Below are 19,379 nucleotides of genomic sequence, written 5' to 3'. Positions count from 1 at the left end.
GTTGCGTGGATCGAAAAACGTCCTAAGGTAGTCATCCCGTGGCTTGACCACGGGATCCAGCATAAATCGAGATAAATCGAGCTTTTTATTTGTATTTTTTCTGGATCTAGTTCCCAAGCCACGGTATGACACCGAGAGCGTTTTTCGATCCATGCAATAACTCCGCCACGGGATGACAGATATTAGCCCCCTCCAAATAAAAAAATAAAAATCATGAACAGGTTTAAAAATATTGCGGTATATGGAGGGGGGAGTTTCGGCACAAGCCTTGCAGCCATTGCAGCTAGGGTTTGCGAGGATGTTACCTTATTTTTGCGTAATGAAGAAATAGCAAAGGAAATAATAGATAAGAAAACTAACACGAAATATTTAGGTAATATCAAACTACTTTCTAATCTACAAGCTACCACTAATCTAGATAAAATTAAAGATTTTGAGCTAATTATTATTGCAGTGCCGTCTTACGCTTTTGATGAGGCAATAAAATTATTAAAAACTCATATCTCAAACGATAATATTCTTTTAATTACCACAAAAGGTTTTGCACGTAATCCTACTGAATTGTTTTCTGATAGGCTTAAAACTTTATTACCAAATAACCCTATAGCATTTTTATCTGGTCCGAATTTAGCAAAAGAGCTAGCAAAGGGGTTACTTGCTTCTGTAACTATTGCAAGCTTAGATATAGATTTGGCAAATAAAATATCTTATAATCTATCTTCAGAAGCTTTCATTACTAGTACTACTAATGACGTTATAACATTACAAGTAGCAGGAGCTTTAAAAAATATTTTTGCCATTAAAAGCGGGATTGATATGGCAAAAGAGCAGGGCGAAAATGCAAGAGCAACCCTAATCGTATCTGCCTTAAAAGAAATAGCGATATTGTCCAAAGCTTTAGGTGGCTTGAAAAATGATGTAAATATTTTGCTAGAAGCTGGTGTAGTTGGTGATTTAGTGCTAACTTGCTACTCGATGGACTCACGTAATACAAAATTTGGTTATGAGTTTGGCATAAGTAAAGACAAACAGAAATTTTTACAAGAATATACAGAGCTAGTAGAGGGAAGAGAGGCGATAAAGTTCGTTTTGGAGTTGATAGAGAGATATGGTTTGGATATGCCGATTGTCTCTTCTTTAAGTAATGTCATTAAGTAGGTTTTCTGTGTAAAGATTATTAGATTTCATGGCGGGATCACGGAGGACATTGTTGCGTGGATCATTCTCCCCCTGTCATCCCGTGATTTATTCACGGGATCCAGTTAAAAATACTAATAAAATTAGTATTTTTTATTATTTTCTGGATACCGAGGATATTGATATTTCTAGTTGTTTTTCTGGATCCCGTGGTCAAGCCACGGGATGACAGAGCAGGCTTCGCCCATCCTCACAATGACGAAAAGTTGCCACACGCACCATCCCCGCCGTATCCCAACATCTTATATCTACTGTGGCTTGAATACTACTTATAAATACCCCATTAAAAAACTTCTTCAATTTTCTCTTTATTAATTGGTCTATATATTATTTAATTAAATTAGTTACTAATTATTAAGGGTTTTGTATGAAGAAGCAACACATAATAAATAAGACGTTTTTAGACGCAATCTTAGCCAAAAAATTAGGTACTTCCTATACCCCTCCGAAAGAAATTAACGACCCTGATTTTGATGAAGCAGCCAAACATTTTATTAATTTGCTAGTTAGAGCGGATGGTTTCAAGCCTGTCAAAACAGCAGTAGTTCGTCCTATTGACAAAGAGTCATTACTTGGGGCAGTTAGAGCGGCACAATTTGGTGTAATAACGCCTGTTTTGATTGGACCGCAGCATAAAATTGAGGCAGTGGCAAAAGTTAATAATGTCGACCTTGCTAATTATCAGGTTATTAATGTTGAGCATAGTCACGATGCAGCAAAAAAAGCTGTAGAGCTTGCAAAGAAAAGAGAAGTTGCTGCCATTATGAAAGGATCGCTACATACTGACGAGCTTATGTCAGCGGTAGTTCATAAAGAAAACGGCTTACGTACCGAACGCCGAATAAGCCATGCTTTCTTAATGGCAGTGGCAACTTTCCCTAAACCTTTTATCATTACCGATGCTGCTATTAATATCCGCCCTACCTTAGAGGACAAGCGTGATATAGTGCAGAATGCTATAGATTTAATGCATATCCTAAAAGAAGATAAGCAGGTTAGAGTTGCAGTATTATCGGCTGTTGAGACTGTTACTTCCGCAATCCCCACTACTCTTGATGCAGCTAGCCTATCTAAGATGGCAGATCGTGGACAAATCACCAATGCTATAGTGGATGGTCCTCTTGCTTTTGACAATGCTATATCTTTATTTGCAGCAGAGGCGAAAGGTATTAGCTCATCTGTTTCAGGGAATGCTGATATATTAGTGGTGCCGGATCTTGAGTCGTGTAATATGCTTGCAAAGCAGCTTAAATATTTAGGTCAAGCAGTTATGGCTGGTATCGTACTTGGAGCTAAAGTGCCGATTATTTTAACCAGCAGATCCGACCCTATGGATATGCGTGTGATTTCTTGTGTACTTGCTTCGTTTATTTATAACCATTCTAAAGCTAAGTTGCATGTACAAATGAAAGGTAGTTAGCATGAAAGATGTTATTTTAATAGCTAATGCCGGTTCGTCTAGTCTAAAAATTTCCGTTTTTGAAACTAAAGATACGAAAATAAAAGATAAAATTTATAATATTTTTTTAGAAAAAAATGATACTAAAATAGTATTTCATATAAATAAGAAGCAGGAATCTATTACTGAAATTAATGGCGATGCTATTTCAGCGATGATTGAGCTTTTTGAAAGTTGGTGGAGAAATCAGAAAGATTTACATTTGATTGCTACCGGTCATAGAATTGTCCATGGAGGAAAAAATTTCAATAAACCCGTTCTTATTGATCATAAAATTAGTGAAGATTTAAAAGCGTTAATCCCTTTAAGCCCTTTGCATCAACCATATAATTTAAAAGTATTAGATTTATTCCTCCAAAAATACAAAGCAGTCCATCATATAGCTTGTTTTGATACATCATTTCACTTTACCAACCCACCAATCGCAAAAGCTTTCGGCTTACCAAAAAAATATTATGATAAAGGGGTTATTCGTTATGGCTTCCACGGCTTATCATATAAATATGTTAGCAGCCATTTTAAAGAAATGACCCAAAAAGATTTACCTGAAAAAACTATCATAGCTCATTTAGGAAGCGGTAGTAGTTTATGTGCAATCAAAAATGGTATAAGTCTAGCTAGTTCTATGGGTTTTAGCGTACTTGATGGAGTGATGATGGGAACTAGAACAGGTAGCCTTGATCCTGGAGTTGTGCTATATCTTTTGGATCATGAAAAAATGACCACCGCAGAAATAACCGATTTACTATATAAAAAATCTGGATTGCTCGGCATATCGGGCGAAAGTTCCGATATGCGTACTTTGCTTGCAAGTAATAATCCTGATGCTAAGTTTGCGGCTGCTCTAGAGGGGCTTGATTGCTTAATCTTTACTGCCGGTGTCGGTCAGAATTCCGCTATAATACGTGACATGATTAGCGATAAACTTTTATGGCTCGGTATTAAAATAGATGATGCAAAAAATCAAAAAAACGAGTATATAATAAGTACAGAAAACAGTAAGGTTAAAGTTTTCGCCTTACCTACAAATGAAGAATTGATCATCGCAGAAGAAGTAATGAGATTTTTATAGTACATTATATAAATTTTTTAACTTTTTTGTAATATATCATAACTATTAACTTTCTTTAAAATCTAAGATATGCAACTATAGGTATATTTCAACTTATATTTTTGGAGGAAGTTATGGTAGAAAAATTTGATGCAAAAAAAGCCGGAAAAATAATAAAAAATATTAAAAATGAAAAGGTAAATCCATTTTTTAATAAAACAACAGGTAGTAAAACATACACATCTTCAGAACAAAAATCTACAATACCAAATGCACTTAAGAACAAAGCAAAAAAAGGTTATGAACAAGCATTAAAAATAGAAGCAAAGGCAAAAGACGCTGGTGTTAAACTAGACAAAGATGCAATGAGACGCTTAAATAAAATAAAAGATCGATATACACAAGCTACCAAAAAAGATAATTTTAATAAGCATCAAAGCGATCAAGCTTATGCAAAAAATCAGCAAGCCCATAAGGATTTTGTTAGTGGAAAAACAGCAGCTGCTCAAAAGCAGAGAAGAGACGATTATCGTGGAAGATAAAGCATAATTCATTTGCATTTGTTAGCACTATAGACTAAACTAATTACCAATGTCTATATTACACTCTACTATCTTAACTGTTTTTCCTGAAATGTTTCCTGGTACTTTAGGGCATTCTTTGGCTGGGCAAGCTCTGCAAAAAAATATTTGGTCGTATGACGTTATCAATATCCGTGATTTCGGTTTAACCAAGCATAAAAATGTTGATGATGAAGCTTATGGCGGCGGCGATGGGCTAATAATGCGTCCTGATGTGCTGGGTGATGCCATAGATCATGCCTTATCTTTAAATCCAGGAGCTAAAATTTATTACCCCTCACCTCGCGGTAAAGTCTTTACACAAGGCTTTGCTAAAAAGATGTTACAGGATACAAATATTATATTCTTGTGTGGACGTTACGAAGGGATTGACGAACGTGTAATTGAAGAGTATAATATAACCGAAATTAGTGTAGGCGACTACATTTTATCCGGCGGGGAAATACCCACTCTCACCATTCTTGATTGCTTAATTAGGCTACTGCCTGGGGTTTTAATGAACCAGAATACCCTTTCTTCTGAGTCTTTTGAGAAAGATGGAGAATTTGAGGGAGGGCTTGAATGCGGCTTATATACAAGACCTGAAGTTTGGCGTAACCGAAAAGTACCGAGTGTTTTATTATCCGGTAATCATAAATTGATTAATGAATGGAAAAAAGAACAGTCGCTTATGATTACAAAATTACGTCGTCCGGAATTATTAAAAGATTTAAGAGACAAGGAAAGGAGTTAACAAATGAATATTATTGATCGCTTTGAACAGGAAAACATTTCAAAGCTTATTGAAAATAAAAAAATTCCTGATTTTAAAGCTGGTGATACAGTTAAAGTTACCGTAAAAATAGTTGATAGATCAGTTGAGAAAGATGGTAAAGAAAAGCTGACTGAAAGATTCCAAGCTTATGAAGGTGTGGTTATTGCTAAAAGAAATCGTGGCATTACCTCTTCGTTTTTAGTGCGTAAAATTAGCCATGGTGAAGGTGTTGAGAGACGCTTCATGACTTATTCACCAGTAGTACATGCTATTGATGTAGTAAAATATGGTGTAGTTCGTCGTGCTAAACTTTACTATTTAAGAGAAAGAAGCGGTAAATCGGCAAGAATCAAAGAAAGACATATGCATATTGCTAAAAAGCCTAAAGCTAAAGTAGCTGAGGCTGTTTAATCTTAATAGTCATTCCTGCCTGAGGCTTTATTGATGACTTAGAGGTCATTCCCGTGAAGGCTTTGCCCGCGTGGATCATTTTCCCTTGTAATCCCGTGATTTATGAACTAGAGCTAGTTAAAAATACTAATAAAATTAGTATTTCTTATTATTTTCTGGATCTAGTTCCCAAGCAACTAGATGACACCGATCATGTTTTTCGATCTACGCAACAATGCTTTCCCGCGGAAGCGAGAATCCAGTATAAAGCGAGATACCTAAGCTTTTAATTTTAAAAACTTGCTGCTTTTATGTTTATTTTTCTGGATTCCCGCTTCTAGCTAAGAATGACATATAAGGTCACCTACCCCTGAATAAAATATAACATTTTTTTAATAACTGTCCGGTACTATTAACAACAACACGCCGTGGCTTGGGGTCTAGTTCCAGCTAAAAAATGCTAATTTATAGCATTTTTTATTATTTTTTCTGGATTGCCAAGCTCTCTTCAACCGCATAACCCATGATGTGTTTTTTTAAATTGTACGGTACTAATTATTAATCAAGAATTTTGCAATAAAATTGCTTGATTACCTTTGTCTGTTCTTTGATGTTTTTGTTCTATTATTAGGGGTGTTAGACGGTTGCAAATTGCCAAGTCTATTGATAGCTTGGCTATGCTGTTGTACTTTTTTTGCTCCGGCAGCTGCTATTGATCTAGTAACTTTAGCAGTTTCTAAGAAGATTTGTTGTGGAGTTTGTAACTGATCAATTTGACTATAATGATTTTTAAGAAATTCTTTTTTTACCTTTTCATCAACACCCTTTAAATCAACATATGATTTATATAATTCTTTCAATTGTGCTTTAGATTCTGCCATTTGCTTATCAGAGGATTTTTTAGAAAGCGATTTGATAGAATCGGTAAAAATATTACCTATCTTTTTAAGAGTATTAATAGCGGGTGTTGTTATTTTCTTTATTCCATCATAAATTTTACTTAAAGTATTAGCAATAATGTCTAATAATTTTGGTTCTTGTTCTTTAGATATATCAGGTGTATTTGCTATTATATCTCTCATATCGTATAGTTTAGTAGTAAAATCCATTAAAGGTATTTTTGCTTCCTTTTCATTTATTTGTTTAACTGCTTTACTAGCCATTTTAGCTTGCGTATCTAAACTATCAGCAATAATTGATTTAGTCTGACGAAAAGTTAAATTTTTTGGTTTATTTATTACAGGCTTCTTAGGTCTGTCTTCTTTTAATCTTTTCAGCCTATCACCCAATTCTTGATTAGGTCTATCATTAAGCTCTTTACTTTTCTTCTCTAATTTAATTTCAGATTCTATTTGCTCTATTAACTTCTCTGCTTCACTGCTAGGCTTTTTGGATGGCACGTAAGGCTTATCTTGCAACTTAGCAAGTCTTGCTTCTAATTCTTCCAATGATGGAATATTATCTCTATCTTGTAATTTTCTTAATCTTGATTCTAGATCTGATATATCAAATGAAGCCATAAATTACCTAATAAATTTTAATGTCTCTGACATACTAGCATATTATATATAATGTAGTCAATTCCTATACATATAAAATTATTAGTAGAACTCAATATAATTTTTGGTATTAAGGGTATATGTCAGATTTTAATGATGATCAATGTTGCTACCAGCTATTTTAACACTACTATCTTCGATTGGGTTATTAGTTTTACCTAATAACTCAAAATTACTCCCCTCTAGACTATCCGCTATTCTTGCTAGTTTGAAGAAATTATTATTTACAAAATTATCTGCTCTTGTAATAAGCTCGTTAAAAGTAAATTTTTCGTTTGTTAAAAATATTTCTAAAGCATATTTAGTCATAATATATTAGGTAGACGAAGCTCAATTTGGAAAAGAGCAAGGCGTCTTGAAGCTGATAACCGCAGCGTATTTAACATACGTGAGGATTATCAGCAAAAGACAACGACGCCAATTTTTCAAATTCAGCAAGTATACTTATCCAGCACGTCAGACATGATTTTGTGGGCGATGGGAGCAGCAGCTTTACTTCCGCCACCTCCATGATCGACAAAAACAGTAATGGAGTAGCGAGGGTTATGATAAGGAGCAAAGCCTATAAATAAAGCATGATTACGTCGCTCCCAAGCAATCGAATCACGGCTAAGATCATCGTTAGCATTTGCTTTTCCTTGCACTTGAGAAGTGCCTGTTTTACCGGCAAGTTGTCTATCTTCCCCGAGTATCCTATTATAATAAGCAGTACCACCCGCAACATTCACTGCATTATACAAGCTTTCCTGCACTATTTTAATATTTTCAGGGTTAATATCAATATTATGATATTCTAGATCATTTTTCGCTATTCTTGGTGTATATAATTTACCCGTACTTGCAATAGCTGTAATAAACCTTGCAAGCTGGATGGGGGTAACACCTAAATAACCTTGTCCGATTGCTAAATTAAAAGTATCACCTATTGACCAAGGAAGCTTTAGTTTTTTCTTTTTCCATTCCTTTGATGGTACGAAGCCTGAACTTTCAGGGGCTAAATCAATACCGGTTTTTGAGCCTAGTCCAAATTTTCTAGCAACCTCAAGAATTTTGTCAGGTCCTACTATCCTAGAGATCTCATACATGTAAGTATTACAGGAATGCTTAAGGGCAGATGACATATCAAGAGTGCCGTGACCAGTATGTTTCCAGCATCTAAAGCTATTAGTACCAAGTACAGAAGTACCGCTGCAAAAAAAAGTCTTGTTTGGCTTAATGCCCGCTTCTAATGCTGCAAGTATGGTAATTATTTTAAAAACAGAACCAGGCGGATAAGAATTCTGCACTACTTTATTGATTAGAGGCTTATAAGGATCGTTAGTTAGACTTTGCCAATAACTCTCGGATAATTTGCTAAAATTATTTGATTCAAACGCAGGTGAGGAAGTACAAATTAATACATTGCCGTTTTCAGTATCCATAACTATTGCAGAAGAGCCTTGTGGATTTAGGTATTCTTGTATTTTTTGTTGAAGATTTACATCGATATTTAAATGAATATCATTGCCTGATTTACTAGAAACGCCAGAAATCTCTCTTATTTGTTTACCATAAGCATTAACTTCAACTTTTTTATAACCGAACTCCCCTCGCAATTTATCATCATAATATTTTTCGATCCCAGATTTACCTATATTAAAATCACTTAAATTATATACGTTCAATCCTTGTTTTTCTTGTTCATTTATCTGCCCAAGATAACCGATTAGGTGAGAAGTCACATTTGAAAAAGGATAGGATCTTAAATATCCTATATCGATAAATATATTAGTTAATTTATGTTTCTGCTCTTCAATTAAAGATACTTGTTGCCAATCAAGTTGATCGAGTATCATCAAAGGCACGTGACGGCTAGATTTCTTAATTTTTTGCTGGATATAATTATATTTTTCTTCGGATAAGTTTAAAACTTTACTAACTATTTCTAGCTCATCTTTATAATTATTATTAACGCTTCGATCTATTAATAGCTGATAGCATGGCTTATTAGTGGCTAGAATATTATTTTCCAAATCGTAAATTCTACCTCTGCTGGGCGGTAGCACAACAAAATTAATACGGTTTTTATCTGATAACGTCTTATATTCCTCGCTTTTGATAAGTTGCAGATAAAACATCCGCATTCCAAGTAAAGATAAAAGCCCAAGTTTACTTGCTCCAATTATAAAAGCACGACGTGAGATTAGCTCATTATGTAATATTTTTTTGTTTAGCATGCTTTTTAAAATAACTTAGAGGAGAGTCAAATATAAGACGAATTAAATTATAAGAAAATATAGTTGTTAAATATTGAAATAAAATTGCTAAATATCCATCTATTTCTAACTTTTTCATTGTTACAAGTAAATATTTAAAGTTCAAGATAAATAAACAGTAAACACAAAATACGATGAAATTTACTAAATAATTTTTTACCGCAAAAAATTTTGAAGATAATTTCAAAATTATATAGGCTGATAAAAAAACTAAGGAATTTGTCCCAATAGGCATAGAATTTATTTGATCAAGCAGTAATCCTATCAAAAATATTCCGAGCATATTTAAGGAATATAAAGTCATAAAATAATAAATAAATATGATTTCTATTGCAGGAAAAATTCTGCTCTTAATACCAATTTTGTAAGCAAATTCAGGAAATAATATTATAAAAAAACATAATAACGCAAACAGCAATCTAAATACTATTTGTACAGTGTTGTTTATTATTTCTTGTTTTATTTTAAACATGTTAATAAATTTAATTTTGTAACTTCCAATCCGTTATTGCGAAATAGTATTGTTGCGTAGACCCAAAAACATCCTCGATGTCATCCTGCATAAAGGTTACGTAAATCGTTGACAAGAATTTAAGAAAGCAAAAAGGAGTTTGTCCATCTAAAGATTGATGATTACGTATTTCATTATAATAAATTAAATACTAAAATAAGTCATCCTTTATTGTTTGCCAAAACCTTGCCATTTTTTCATTAGTTTAAGGTTTATATGATCTTGTATAACTGTGCGTCTAATAATATCCTCTCAAATGGATGGTTCTTAGGGAACGTAAATTCCGCTCCATTATCACTTAGTATTCTTGTAAATTCTATATTATAATTCTTTTTTATTACATTAAATATTTTCATATTTGCAAACATTATACTCAAGCTCTTTATATTTTCTACTACTTCTGGCATTGCCAGCGTGGATCATTCTCCCACCTGTCATCCCGTGGCTTGCTAACTAGATCCAGTAATATTTAATGTTATCTCATGATTTATTTATGGATGATCCAGAAAAACAACTAGAAATATCAATATACTCGGTATCCAGAAAATAATAAAAAATACTAATTTTATTAGTATTTTTAACTGGATCCCGTGGTCAAGCCAATAGTACCGGACAGTTTTATTATTATAAGGATATTAAATGTCTTCCAAATCGTCATTGCGAGGAGCGAAGCTTTGTTGCAATCTCAGGAAATAATGATGAGATTGCTTCGTCAAAACTTATAGTTTTTCCTCGCAATGACTGGGCTTTTTTAATAACTGTCCGGTACTATAGGACAAGCCACGGGATGACTACCTTAGGGCGTTTTTCAATCCACGCTGGCAATGCCGCCACGGCATGACAATTAATGTAAAAGCCACGGGAGGCTTTGTTGCCTGGATACTAAGTCGTCATTGCGAGCGAATGAATGAGCGTGGCAATCTAGAAAAGATAATAAAAATGCTATGCATTTTACTGGATTGCTTCGTCAAAACTTACAGTTTTTCCTCGCAATGACGTGAGTGTATAAAAAAAGAGCCTTTAGGAAACTAAAGACTCTCTTTTCTTGGATTTAGGGATTTAAAGATGTAAAAAATTACATATCAAATCTTAGACCAGCCATTAAGTTACTACCTCTATAGCGTGTTCCACCAAATCTTGCTGACTCACCATTCTTAGTAACAGCTTTAGTTTTTGTTTTACCGTAATCTCTCCAGCTATAAACTAGCTCAGCTTTTACGCCTTGAGCAACTTCAAATGAAGTACCTAAAGATAGTTGATAAGCAAAATTTGTTTTATTTTTAACATTTACTTTACCACTTTTAGTAGCAGCGATAGCAGGATCAGCGTATGCATATGAAATTTTTTCTTTCACCATTGCAGCACCAATACCAGCACCAGCAAAAACTTTAAACATATTTAAATCAACTACATCAACATAACCATTTAATAAGAAGCTTACAATATTAGGTCTGTGTTTTACTGAAACTCTATCACCCTTTTTATCATTTGCTGATTTTTTTAAATGATTACTTGTTACTAAACCAACTGTAAAATCAGTTCTTAGATTATCCATGATATAGTAACCTGCACCGATTTCGCCAGTAAAGCCAGTGTTAGACTTCATTTTTATTCCTGTAGGCTTATCTTTTTGGCTATCAAAAATCACAGCACCAGCATTTACTTTTAGATACCATAGATTTTCCATAGCTGATGCTGGCATTGATGAATTCATAGCTGAATCAGTCATAGGGGCATTCATCACAACTCCTTCGCAAGGATCAGTAGCAGCAAATATTGCAGCTGAAGATAAAATAGCTGTACTTGCAGCTGTTATTAAAAGTAATTTTTTCATATTATTAATATTCCTTAAATTATTTGTTAGTTATTAAAATTAAATTTTAGATAAGATTATTACCTAAATCTAATGAAAAATAGTTCCAAGTAATAGAAAAGTTATTTTAATTACTTGAAACTATTAAATATCGCTTATTATTTGATTATATATCAAATCTTAAACCTGCAGTTAGGTTATGGCTTTGATAACGTGTTCCTTTAACTTGCACATTTTGTCCTGCTGGATTTTTTACAGTCCCGCCTTTTGCCTTACCATCACTTATCCAGCTATAAGCTAACTCTGCTTTAACTCCATCAGAAATTTGTGAAGAAGCACCTAAAGTTAGTTTGTAAGCAAGGTTAGTTGTGTTTTTGCTTGAATAAGAATTAGAAACAGTAACATTATTAATATTTTGAGAATATGAAACTTTTTCTTTCAGCATTGTAGCACCGATACCAGCACCAGCAAAAACATCAAACATCTCAAAATTAGATAGATCTACGTAACCATTAATAAGTAAACGTGTGATATTAGGCTTGTGGCTTGATGAACGATTAGTTCCATTGACATTGCCAGACTTCTTTAATTTACCACTGAATGTAGTACCTAAAGTTAAGTCAGCTCTGAAATTTTCTGCAATATAGTTACCAACACCAATATCACCAGTAAAAGCTGTATTAGATTTTAATTTAAGACCAGTTTGGCTATCCTTTTCTTTATTGAACATTGCCGCACCAGCATCTACTCTTAAATACCAGATATCATTCCCGCAATCAGCGAATGAAAGGGCTGAAGATAAAACTGTTGCACTTGTAGCAGCTATTAAAAGTAATTTTTTCATTTTTAGTACCTCAATAATTTGAATTAATTAATAAAAAGCTATCTTTAGGGCTGGTATAACATACTATTATTAATAGTGCTACATTAATATATAAATTTAATAGATTAAAGCAAAAACTTTAGATAAGTTTGTGACAAAATAGACACAAATAGATAATTAGTCCTTTTATACACCAATATATTTATTAAATTTATCTTTTTCATCTTTGAATTTATCAGCATCTGGTAGTGCGGGCTTTTTCTTAGTAATGACTTGCCATTTCTCATGTTCTATAAAGTGTTTTGCTCGCTCTACCCATTCAATCAATTCTGGTGTTTCAGGTTTTATTGCATCTATTGGGCAGTCAGGCACGCATACCCCGCAATCTATACATTCATCCGGATTGATGACTAACATAAATTCACCCTCATAAAAACAATCTACCGGACATACTTCAACACAATCAGTATATTTACATTTCACGCATTCATCAGTTACAACGTAGGTCATTTTTTTATCGGTTTTTAATTTTGTTGATTAATATAGAGGTTCTTAAAAATAATATTAACAAAAAATATAATATAAAACTTACAAACATTATCATTAAAGGTTTTAGCATTGATGAGTGAATAGTTGGTGAGCCTAATCTTAAAACACTAGCTGGCTGGTGCAGGCTATACCAGAGATTTACCGAAAATTTTATTATTGGTATGTTAATAAGCCCAATAAGGGCAATAATAGAAGCAGGGTTCTGGGCTTTTCTTATATCTTCTGCACTATTAACTATTATAATGTAACTTAAATATAGTAGGAATAATATTAACATTGAAGTAAGCCGAGCATCCCATACCCACCATACTCCCCATATAGGCTTTCCCCATATGCTGCCTGTTACTAAGCTAATTAAGGTGAAAGTAGCCCCGATATAGCTAGCAGCTACCGCAAGCAAATATGACATAGTAGTTTTCCATACTAAATAGCTGAAGCTACAGGCTGCCATAAAGACATAAATAGCGAGTGCCATCCAAGAGGCAGGCACATGAACATACATAATACGTACGAATTCGCCTTGTTGATAGTCAGGCGGGGAAACTACTAGCCCTAAGTAAAGACCAATAGCCGATGTTAGAAAAGTCAATATTGCCAATATAGGAATTACTATTTTTGACAATTTATCAAAATAATGAGGGTTTAGTAATTTAAACATAATGCATTTCTGCTAAAAAGTAATTTATTTGGGTTAACTCCGCCCTTGCCACCCCGCCGTGCGGGTCAAAAGTCGTCATTGCGAGCGACTGTAAGGAGCGTGGCAATCTCGTAAAATAGCACAGGGCTTCATGAGATTGCCGCGTCGAAACTGTGTTTCTCCTCGCAATGACAGAAGACTGATCCACCCAATCAAGCAACTAGATGACACTAAGGCATTTATAGAATATAGCAGAGATTAAAAAAAAGAGGAGTAAAATTCTTAAATTGAAATCAGGAGCTTAATTCATTATTATATTATCATTTATCTTTAATTCTCATACAAAATGACCAAGAAAAATACTTTACTGCTTATAGACGGATACGGATTTGTTTTCAGAGCATATTATGCACAACAGCCTTTAACTTCCCCAAAAGGTGAGCCTGTAGGAGCTCTTTATGGCTTCACCTCAATGCTGCTAAAGCTACTTAACGACTTTAAGCCGAAACATGCAGCAGTAGTGTTTGACAGCGGCGGTAAAAATTTCCGTCATGAAATTTATCCTGAATATAAAGCTAATCGTCCACCACCGCCTGAGGATTTGATCGCACAATTGCCATTAGTGCGTGATGTTGCAAGAAATTTAAACTTCCCAATTTTAGAAAAAAATGGCTTTGAAGCTGATGATATTATAGCAACTTTTGCAGCTAAAACCGCTTCTATTGGAGAAGAAGTAGTGGTCATATCTTCCGATAAAGATCTATTGCAGTTAATGAATGACAATGTAAAAATATATGATCCGCTAAAAGCCAAATATATTACAGAAGATAATGTTGTTGAAAAATTCGGCGTTACTTCTGATAAGTTACGTGAGGTGATGGCTTTAATCGGTGATAAATCTGATAATATCCCTGGTGTGCCGTCAATAGGACCAAAAACCGCAAGCAGCCTTATTACCCGGTTTGGTACAGTTGAGAATATCTTTAATTCCCTAGAGCAAGTTTCAAGCATAAAACAACGTGAGACGCTACAAAACTCAAAGGAAGCTGCTCTAATTTCATGGCAGTTAATTGGGCTGGATTATAATGTTGACATGGATTTCAAGCTAGATGCTTTGGAATGGTCGCCACCTGATCATAATAAATTAACAGAGTTTCTACACGAATATGGCTTTAAATCTTTATATAAAAGAGCAGAGAATTTATTTGACATTAAAATTAGTGAACATAAAGAAGTAATAGAAGAAAAAGCCGTAGAGATAAAAGAAATCAGTAATAAAGCTGAGCTTGAAGCTTTCGCTGAAAAGGCTAAAAAAGCAGGGATATTTGGCATATATTTGTTGCAGAATAAAGGAGCTAATATTGCATTTATTTTATCCCTAAAAAATCAAGCTTATATTATTAAAATCTCAAATGGGACCAATGATCTTTTTTCTTACAATTCTAAGGCTGATAATGAATGGTTTACAGATATTATTTTTAATTTACTAACTGACCAGTCAATAAAGAAAATCACTTATTCACTAAAATCTCTGCTGAAATTTTATGCTAGTAGGGCAGAGCAAATTAAAGCAATTGAAGATTTAGAGCTAATGAATTATGCACTATCCGCAGGTCTGCCGCAAAAGAATTTATTTGAAGCGTTAGAAATAGAAGAGGCAGCAAAAATAGTAGCTAATTTTACCGATCTTTATCAGCAAACTATTTTAGAGCTTAAAAAAGATAACAAGGCTTTTAGAATTTATAAAGAAATCGATTTACCTGTTTGTTTTGTGATAGATAAAATGGAAAAAGCCGGCATAAAGGTGGATGCAAATTATTTGAATCAATTATCTAGTGAATTTGGAACAGAAATATTAAAGCTTGAGGAAGAAATTTTTGCTTTAAGTGGTACGAAGTTTAATATTGGTTCACCAAAACAATTAGGTGAAATTTTATTTGAAAAGATGCAATTACCATTCGGTAAAACTTCTGCTAAAGCAAATTCCTATTCAACAGGGGCTGATATACTCGAAAAGCTTAGCGAGCAAGGTTATCCTATCGCTGATTTATTGCTAAGATGGCGTCAGCTTACCAAGCTAAAAAATACTTATACTGATAGTCTGCCAAAGCAAATAGATAATATAACCCGCCGGATTCATACCACTTTTTTGCAAACTTCCACTACTACAGGACGGCTTAGCTCACAAGAGCCTAATTTGCAAAATGTACCTATTAGGTCGGGGGAGGGGAATAAAATCAGGCAAGCTTTTATTGCAGAGCAAGGCTATAAATTAATATCAGCGGATTACTCGCAAATAGAACTTAGAATATTAAGCCATATCGCAGATATAAAGGCTTTAAAACAAGCATTTATTAATAAAGATGATATACATACTCAAACTGCTTGTCAGATCTTCAATTTACAAAAAGAGGAGTTAACTAGCGAACATAGACGTAAAGCAAAAGCTATAAATTTTGGTATTATTTACGGGATAAGTGCGTTTGGGCTTGCAAAGCAGCTAAATGTTAGTAATAGTGAAGCTGCTGAATATATCAAAAAATATTTTGCTGAATATAAAGGCGTGCAGGAATATATGGAAGCGACTAAAAGCTTTGCTCAAGCAAATGGATATGTTACTGATTTCTTCGGACGTAAATGTTTTGTGCCGCTAATTAATGATAAAAGACTCAAGCAATTTGCCGAGCGTGCCGCTATTAATGCCCCAATTCAAGGGACTAATGCCGATATAATCAAAATAGCGATGACCCTACTTGATAGAGAAATAGAGAAGCGTAAACTTAAAACTAGATTAGTGTTGCAAATTCACGATGAGCTATTATTTGAAGCACCAATAGATGAAGTAGAAACGATAATGCCGATTATCAAACAAATTATGGAGAATTCTACCAATATGGATGTACCAATTATTACCGAAATTAGAGCTGGTAATAATTGGATGGAAATACATTAGATATAGTAATCCAGTTTTTCGTCATTGTGAGGAGAAACTGTAAGTTTTGTACGTGTGCAATCTCAGGATATTTGGTGAGATTGCCTCCGCCCTCTGCTTCGCATCTCCTCGCAATGACAAAAAGACTATCCATGTTTAATTTTAGCTTGTGCGGCGGCGATTCGTGCGATTGGAATACGATAAGGGGAGCAGGAAACATAATCTAAATTCATTCTGTGAAAAAATTCTATAGAAGCAGGGTGTCCAGCATGCTCGCCACAAGCACCCAGCTTTAAGCTAGGGTTGCTGCTTTTTCCTTGTTTTATAGCAATCTCAATTAATTCTCCTACTCCTTCTTCATCTAGCGTAGTAAATGGATCGGACTCGAAGATTCTTTCTTCTAAGTAATAAGGTAAGAAAGAGGCTATATCATCTCTGGAAATTCCATATGTAGTTTGGGTTAAATCATTAGTACCGAAGCTAAAATAATCAACTTCTTCAGCTATCTTTTTACTGTTAAGTGCTGCTCTTGGTAACTCAATCATAGTACCTAAACTAAAAGAAAATTTATGCTCATAACGCTCTTCTAGCTCATGAATCATTTCATAAATATCACCTTTAAGCTTCTTGATTTCATTAACATTACTAATTAAAGGAATCATTAATTCTAATTTACACTCAATATTTTCTTCTTTATGGAGCTCAAAAATAGCTGTAAAGATTGCTTCCACTTGCATCTGATAAATTTCTGGTGAGCAGATACCAAGTCTACAACCACGATGACCAAGCATAGGGTTTACCTCATGCATAGCGTGCAGACGTTGATTAATCATCGATAATGGCAAATTTAAACTACTTGCTAGATTTTTCTTATCTTCCTCAGTTGTAGGTAAAAACTCATGCAATGGTGGATCAAGTAATCTAATATTTACCGGTTTATCGCCCATCACTCTAAATAAAGCTTTAAAATCCTGTGTTTGAAGAGGTAGTAATTTCTGCACAGCAAGCTTTCTTCTATCTATATCAGGGGCAATAATCATTTCCCGTACTAGAGGAATTTTGTTTTTATCAAAGAACATATGTTCACTACGACATAAACCAATGCCTTTAGCACCAAATTTTACTGATACTAAAGCATCACTTACTGTTTCGGCATTGGTGCGAATTTTTAGTTCACTTGTCTCATCTGCCCATTCTAAAATTAGTTTTGATTCTTCACTAAAAGTAGGTTGAATTAATGGCACTGCTCCTAAAAAAACTTTACCTGTACCGCCGTCAATTGTGATAATGTCGCCTTGTTTAAGTACCAGATCGCCAGCTGTTAATGTTTGTTTTTTCTCATCTATTACTAAATTATTAGTTCCACAAACGCATGGCTTGCCCATACCTCTTGCTACAACCGCAGCATGTGAAGTCATACCACCTCGTATTGTTAAAATACCTGAGGAAACATGCATGCCGTTAATGTCTTCAGGACTAGTATCGTGCCTTACTAAAATCACTTTATGGTGATGTGATAGTTTTTCAGCATCATAAGGTGAAAATACGATAATACCAGTTGCGGCACCTGGGGAGGCAGGTAATCCATCTGCAATAGATGTAAGACCTTTGCTATAATCTATACGAGTATGCAATAATTGGTTTAACGACTCAGGATCGATTCGCATTAAAGCTTGTTCTTTAGAGATCAGCTTTTCTTCCACCATTTGTACAGCAATTTTTATAGCAGCAATGGCAGTTCTTTTAGCTGTACGAGTTTGTAATATATAAAGCTTGCTGTTTTCTATAGTAAACTCTATATCTTGCATATCTAGATAATGCTTCTCTAAAGTTTCAGAAATTTTTGATAATTCATCAAAAACTTTCGGCATTGTTGCTTTCATGGAATTTGAGTCATCAGAAATAATAGGCAAAGGTGTTCTAGTGCCTGATACTATATCTTCCCCTTGAGCATTTATCAAAAATTCACCAAAAAGCTTTTTTTCACCTGTAGAGGGTGATCTAGTAAAAATAACTCCTGTTGCTGAAGTTTTGCTTAAATTACCAAAAACCATAGATTGTATATTGATAGCAGTGCCAAAGCTTTCGGAAATATTGTTGATTTTTCTATATATAACTGCTCTGTTACTCATCCAAGAATTAAGTACCGCTTTAATTGCCGATTCTAACTGTTCGTAAGGATCGATTATTAACTTTTCTGCATATTTTACATGTAATTTTTTAAAGTCTTCAATGATTTTTTCTAATAATTCTGGCGTAACATCGCTATCTCTATAAATATCGGCTTGAATCTTATGTCTTTCATAAATTTGTTCAAATAAATCACTTGGTATGGATAAAACAGTTGCTCCATACATTTCTAGAAATCTTTTATAGCTATCAAAGGCAAATCTTTTGTCCTTGCATACTTCTCCAAGAGCTGCACAAACTTCATCGTTCATTCCAAGGTTAAGTATGGTGTCCATCATACCAGGCATTGAAACAATAGAGCCTGATCTTACCGATAATAATAAAGGATTTTTGGTGCTTCCAAAAACTTTGCCGGTGGTGGCTTCAAGTTTTTCTACAGCTGTTCTTAGTTCATTTCTAAAATTTTTAGGAAAGCTATTATCATGAGTATAAAAATAGTTACAAAGTTCAGTAGTGATAGTAAAGCCGTCAGGTATAGGTAATTTTAAGTTAGACATTTCAGCAAGCCCAGCTCCTTTATTACCAAGTATATCTTTCATACTAGCGTTTCCATCGCTACCGTTACTACCAAAATAGTAAATTAATTTTTTCATATATATATAAAATTTGCTAATAATTATTGATGGTATTTGGAACTTAAACCCTATTTATACATTATGCTAATAATAGTGGCAACGT

General features: G+C 34.1%; 16 protein-coding genes. 7 read left to right on the top strand and 9 right to left on the bottom strand.

The window, feature by feature from the left end; genetic code table 11:
• Positions 1-213 precede the first annotated feature (213 nt).
• From AAGD49_RS06555 to rplS, 6 genes are all read left to right on the top strand, one after another.
• Positions 214-1,158, top strand: coding sequence for an NAD(P)H-dependent glycerol-3-phosphate dehydrogenase (locus tag AAGD49_RS06555; RefSeq protein ID WP_341788437.1), 945 nt, complete (start codon positions 214-216; stop codon positions 1,156-1,158).
• Positions 1,159-1,564: 406 nt separating this feature from the next.
• Entirely contained in the window at positions 1,565-2,617 is a 1,053-nt protein-coding gene (locus AAGD49_RS06550; protein WP_341788436.1) for a phosphate acetyltransferase, read from the top strand.
• 1 nt (position 2,618) lies between these two features.
• Complete coding sequence (locus AAGD49_RS06545; protein ID WP_341788435.1) at positions 2,619-3,728, top strand: acetate/propionate family kinase; 1,110 nt, start codon at positions 2,619-2,621, stop codon at positions 3,726-3,728.
• A 113-nt stretch (positions 3,729-3,841) separates the two neighbouring features.
• Entirely contained in the window at positions 3,842-4,249 is a 408-nt protein-coding gene (locus tag AAGD49_RS06540) for a hypothetical protein (RefSeq protein WP_341788434.1), read from the top strand.
• A 49-nt stretch (positions 4,250-4,298) separates the two neighbouring features.
• On the top strand, positions 4,299-5,021 hold the full coding sequence (trmD, locus tag AAGD49_RS06535; RefSeq protein WP_341788433.1) for a tRNA (guanosine(37)-N1)-methyltransferase TrmD: 723 nt from the start codon (positions 4,299-4,301) through the stop codon (positions 5,019-5,021).
• Positions 5,022-5,024: 3 nt separating this feature from the next.
• Positions 5,025-5,453 carry a 50S ribosomal protein L19 gene (gene rplS / locus AAGD49_RS06530; RefSeq protein ID WP_011477875.1) on the top strand — a complete coding sequence of 143 codons (429 nt, stop codon included), beginning with the start codon at positions 5,025-5,027 and terminating at the stop codon, positions 5,451-5,453.
• 569 nt (positions 5,454-6,022) lie between these two features.
• Here rplS and AAGD49_RS06525 read toward each other — a convergent pair.
• The 8 genes from AAGD49_RS06525 to AAGD49_RS06490 form a co-directional block, all read right to left on the bottom strand.
• Positions 6,023-6,952: a hypothetical protein gene (locus AAGD49_RS06525; protein WP_341788432.1), complete on the bottom strand. Its 930-nt coding sequence runs from the start codon at positions 6,950-6,952 to the stop codon at positions 6,023-6,025.
• 129 nt (positions 6,953-7,081) lie between these two features.
• Positions 7,082-7,300 carry a hypothetical protein gene (locus tag AAGD49_RS06520; RefSeq protein ID WP_341788431.1) on the bottom strand — a complete coding sequence of 73 codons (219 nt, stop codon included), beginning with the start codon at positions 7,298-7,300 and terminating at the stop codon, positions 7,082-7,084.
• 122 nt (positions 7,301-7,422) lie between these two features.
• The gene (gene mrdA, locus AAGD49_RS06515; protein ID WP_341788430.1) at positions 7,423-9,207 is read right to left on the bottom strand and encodes a penicillin-binding protein 2; all 1,785 of its coding nucleotides are present in this window, start codon (positions 9,205-9,207) and stop codon (positions 7,423-7,425) included.
• Positions 9,182-9,718, bottom strand: coding sequence for a hypothetical protein (locus AAGD49_RS06510; RefSeq protein WP_341788429.1), 537 nt, complete (start codon positions 9,716-9,718; stop codon positions 9,182-9,184). Before AAGD49_RS06510 ends, mrdA begins: the two co-directional genes overlap by 26 nt.
• 1,114 nt (positions 9,719-10,832) lie before the next feature.
• Complete coding sequence (locus AAGD49_RS06505; RefSeq protein WP_341788428.1) at positions 10,833-11,591, bottom strand: outer membrane protein; 759 nt, start codon at positions 11,589-11,591, stop codon at positions 10,833-10,835.
• A 145-nt stretch (positions 11,592-11,736) separates the two neighbouring features.
• Positions 11,737-12,414, bottom strand: a complete 678-nt coding sequence (locus tag AAGD49_RS06500; RefSeq protein WP_341788427.1) for an outer membrane protein — start codon at positions 12,412-12,414, stop codon at positions 11,737-11,739.
• 165 nt (positions 12,415-12,579) lie between these two features.
• Complete coding sequence (gene fdxA, locus AAGD49_RS06495; protein ID WP_011477924.1) at positions 12,580-12,903, bottom strand: ferredoxin FdxA; 324 nt, start codon at positions 12,901-12,903, stop codon at positions 12,580-12,582.
• Between the two features lie 4 nt (positions 12,904-12,907).
• Positions 12,908-13,600: a heme ABC transporter permease gene (locus AAGD49_RS06490; protein WP_341788426.1), complete on the bottom strand. Its 693-nt coding sequence runs from the start codon at positions 13,598-13,600 to the stop codon at positions 12,908-12,910.
• Positions 13,601-13,925: 325 nt separating this feature from the next.
• Here AAGD49_RS06490 and polA point away from each other — a divergent pair, with 325 nt between their 5' ends.
• A complete protein-coding gene (polA, locus tag AAGD49_RS06485) occupies positions 13,926-16,532 on the top strand; it encodes a DNA polymerase I (protein ID WP_341788425.1) in 2,607 nt (868 codons plus the stop codon).
• A gap of 125 nt (positions 16,533-16,657) precedes the next feature.
• Here the strand turns inward: polA and ppdK are convergent, their stop codons facing one another.
• The gene (ppdK, locus tag AAGD49_RS06480; RefSeq protein ID WP_341788424.1) at positions 16,658-19,294 is read right to left on the bottom strand and encodes a pyruvate, phosphate dikinase; all 2,637 of its coding nucleotides are present in this window, start codon (positions 19,292-19,294) and stop codon (positions 16,658-16,660) included.
• Positions 19,295-19,379: the final 85 nt, after the last annotated feature.

It is taken from the genome of Rickettsia endosymbiont of Lasioglossum villosulum (genome assembly GCF_964026455.1).
Classification (GTDB): domain Bacteria; phylum Pseudomonadota; class Alphaproteobacteria; order Rickettsiales; family Rickettsiaceae; genus Rickettsia.
Note: the sequence above shows the minus strand (reverse complement) of the source record. Positions and strands in the feature narration are given on the sequence as shown.